The organism is Hydrogenophaga sp. (assembly GCF_051007235.1).
GTDB lineage: Bacteria > Pseudomonadota > Gammaproteobacteria > Burkholderiales > Burkholderiaceae_C > Hydrogenophaga.
In genome coordinates this window covers 1-2,926 of record NZ_JBPCSJ010000016.1, presented here as the reverse complement: position 1 = coordinate 2,926, position 2,926 = coordinate 1, and the positions used below count along the sequence as shown (strand labels likewise).

The following is a 2,926-nucleotide window of genomic DNA, read 5'->3' as shown; positions in this document are numbered from 1 at the left end:
CTTCAGGTGCTCAATACCAAAAATACTAAGGCCTGGATGCCGCTGGCCCTCTACACCCTCAAGGACTCCGACGTCAGCGGCATCTTCGTGATCTTCATATGCTCGATCTGGCCGATGCTGATCAACACCGCGTTCGGCGTCGCCTCGGTCAAACGCGAATGGCTCAACGTGGCCAGCACGCTCGAAGTCAACCCGATCCGCAAGGCCTTCCACGTGATCCTGCCCGCCGCGGCGCCCACCATCCTCACCGGCATGCGCATCAGCATGGGCATTGCGTGGCTGGTGATCGTGGCGGCCGAGATGCTGGTGGGCGGCACCGGCGTGGGCTACTTCGTGTGGAACGAGTGGAACAACCTGTCGCTCACCAACGTGATCTTCGCGGTGCTGCTGATCGGCGTGGTCGGCATGTTGCTGGACCTGATGTTCGCGCAGCTGCAGAAGGCGGTGACCTATGTGGAGTGACACCAGCGTGCGCCAGAGCACCCCTCTCGCAGCCCTCGCCACCCTTGCAGCGCGTGTGAACGCCCCCACCGAAAAGGCTTCCCCCATGTCCGGTTTTCTCAAGGTCGAACAGCTCGCCAAGGCCTACCAGGCCGACAAGCCGGTGTTCGCCGATGTCTCGTTCACCATCGACAAGGGCGAGTTCGTCTGCATCATCGGCCACAGCGGCTGCGGCAAGACCACCATCCTCAACGTGCTCGCCGGGCTGGACACCGCCACCAGTGGCCACTGTTTCATGGACGGCCGCGAAATCGCCGGCCCCAGCCTGGAGCGCGGCGTGGTGTTCCAGAGCCACGCGCTCATGCCCTGGCTCACCGTGCGGCAGAACATCGCCTTTGCGGTCAAGTCGCGCTGGCCCGAATGGAAGACGCCGCAGGTCAACGTGCATGTCGAAAAGTTCGTCGCGCTGGTGGGCCTGCTGCCCGCCATCGACAAGAAGCCCAGCCAGCTCTCGGGCGGCATGAAGCAGCGCGTGGGCATCGCACGCGCCTTCGCCATCCAGCCCAAGATGCTGCTGCTCGACGAACCCTTCGGCGCGCTGGACGCGCTCACGCGGGGCACCATCCAGGACGAGCTGATGGCCATCGTGCGCGAGACGCACCAGACCGTGTTCATGATCACCCACGACGTGGACGAAGCCATCCTGCTGGCCGACCGCATCCTGCTCATGACCAACGGCCAGGAGACCGATCAGGGCTACCGCCCCGGCGGCATGGCCGAGGTGGTGGTCAACCCGCTGCCGCGCAGCCGCACCCGCGCTCAGCTGCACCACCTGGACGGTTACTACGACCTCAGAAATCACATCGTTGATTTCCTCGTCAGTCGCGCGAAAGCGCATTGACGAACACCCCCTTCCTTTTCTTCTTCAACACCAAGAGGCAACACCATGAGCCGACTCGCCGTCACCGAAAAAATCATCACCACCAAAGTCACCAAGGGCCTGAGCTGGGCCGATGTGGCCAAGAAGGTGGGCCAGTCCAAGGAGTGGACCACGGCCCTGTGCCTGGGCCAGATGACGGCCACGCCGGCCCAGGCCAAGGTGCTGGGCAAGATCTTCGGCCTGAGCGCCGACGAGCAGAAGTGGCTCATGGTCGTGCCCTACAAGGGCTCGCTGCCCACCAGCGTGCCCACCGATCCGCTGATCTACCGCTTCTACGAACTGGTCAGCGTGTACGGCACCACCTTCAAGGAACTGATCCACGAAGAGTTCGGCGACGGCATCATGAGCGCGATCGATTTCAAGATGGACCTGCAGCGCCAGGCCGACCCGAACGGCGACCGCGTGAACATCGTGATGTCGGGCAAGTTCCTGCCGTATAAACAATATTGACCCCCCTGCGCCGCTCACGCGGCTTCCCCCCTGCTGCGCGGGGGGACGCACCCTGTGGCCGGGCAAAGCCCGTTCCACGGGTGCCCTGGCTTGAGGGCACGTGCGCCGTGTGGCGCGTCGGTGTCACCGGGCAGCGATCTTGGGAAACAGCACCACGCCTGGCAGGTCCTTGAAGTGCGCATCGCACGTCAGCAGTTCGGCGCCGTGCTGCACCGCCGTCGCATAGACGATGGCATCGGCGGTGGCGAGCCTGTGCCGGCGGTGCAGATCGGCAGACAGCAACGCGGTCGCCGTGTCCAGTGGTTCCACCCGGCATTTCATCGTGTAGGCGATCACCTGGTCGGCTTGCGCCTCACCCAGTTCGCGCCACAGCCACTTGCTCAACTCCAGCTGCACGATGGTGGGGACGATGCAGAGGGCTTTTTCAGGCAGCTCCTTGGCGAGCTTTTTGCCGACGGCCGAGGCGATGAGCCATTCGATCCAGGCCGATGTGTCGACGACGCGCAAAGGCGCGGCCATCAGTAGCGGTCCTTGCGATCGCGGTAGCCGTCCTTGCGCGCACCTTTGGCGATGCCGGCCAGTTCGTCGAGCCCAGGCACCGGCATCATGAGCACCCCCTTGTCCTTGGGAATGAAGACGAACTCCTGCCCGGCTTCCCATTGCAATTCGTCGCGAACAGCCTTGGGAATCGAGATCTGGAACTTGCTGGAGAGGGTGGCGGTGGCTGGCATGTCTGGTCCGAAATCGATCGATATCAATTCGGTAAGAATACCGCAAACACCACGCGCACCGGTCGGGAGCACCGCCGGGCCGGCTTTGCCGGACGGCCAGTGCCGCCCCCTGGGGGGTGACGCGAAGCGGCGCAGGGGGGACCAATCAGTGCAAGGTCATCTGGTGCGAGGTGGTTTTGACCCGCACCACGGCTGGTTTTGCTTCGTAGGGCACCGGCTGGCGGCCGCAGAGGTGCGCGGCGATGGCGCGGGCCTGGCGGCCGATGGGTTCGATGTAGCGGCTGGCCTGGCCGGCGATGGTGATGCAGTCGCCCAGCGCGTGGATGCGCGGGTCGCTGGTCTGCAGCGTGGCCGCGTCCACCGC

General features: G+C 64.5%; 5 protein-coding genes and 1 pseudogene. 3 read left to right on the top strand and 3 right to left on the bottom strand.

Annotated features, from left to right (window positions below; genetic code table 11):
- The 3 genes from ACR2JA_RS00550 to cynS all read left to right on the top strand — a co-directional run.
- Positions 1 to 462: ABC transporter permease (locus ACR2JA_RS00550; protein ID WP_434007190.1), on the top strand; the 462-nt coding region annotated here is incomplete at its 5' end.
- On the top strand, positions 452 to 1,342 hold the full coding sequence (locus ACR2JA_RS00545; protein ID WP_434007189.1) for an ABC transporter ATP-binding protein: 891 nt from the start codon (positions 452 to 454) through the stop codon (positions 1,340 to 1,342). The genes ACR2JA_RS00550 and ACR2JA_RS00545, both read left to right, overlap by 11 nt.
- A gap of 45 nt (positions 1,343 to 1,387) precedes the next feature.
- Complete coding sequence (gene cynS / locus ACR2JA_RS00540) at positions 1,388 to 1,831, top strand: cyanase (RefSeq protein ID WP_434007188.1); 444 nt, start codon at positions 1,388 to 1,390, stop codon at positions 1,829 to 1,831.
- A gap of 123 nt (positions 1,832 to 1,954) precedes the next feature.
- Here the strand turns inward: cynS and ACR2JA_RS00535 are convergent, their stop codons facing one another.
- The 3 genes and pseudogenes from ACR2JA_RS00535 to ACR2JA_RS00525 form a co-directional block, all read right to left on the bottom strand.
- Positions 1,955 to 2,350, bottom strand: a complete 396-nt coding sequence (locus ACR2JA_RS00535; protein WP_434007187.1) for a type II toxin-antitoxin system VapC family toxin — start codon at positions 2,348 to 2,350, stop codon at positions 1,955 to 1,957.
- Positions 2,350 to 2,562: an AbrB/MazE/SpoVT family DNA-binding domain-containing protein gene (locus ACR2JA_RS00530; protein WP_434007186.1), complete on the bottom strand. Its 213-nt coding sequence runs from the start codon at positions 2,560 to 2,562 to the stop codon at positions 2,350 to 2,352. The genes ACR2JA_RS00535 and ACR2JA_RS00530 overlap by 1 nt, the downstream gene beginning before the upstream one ends.
- Positions 2,563 to 2,707: 145 nt before the next feature.
- Positions 2,708 to 2,926 (bottom strand): annotated as a pseudogene (locus ACR2JA_RS00525) (rubredoxin); the annotation flags it as partial.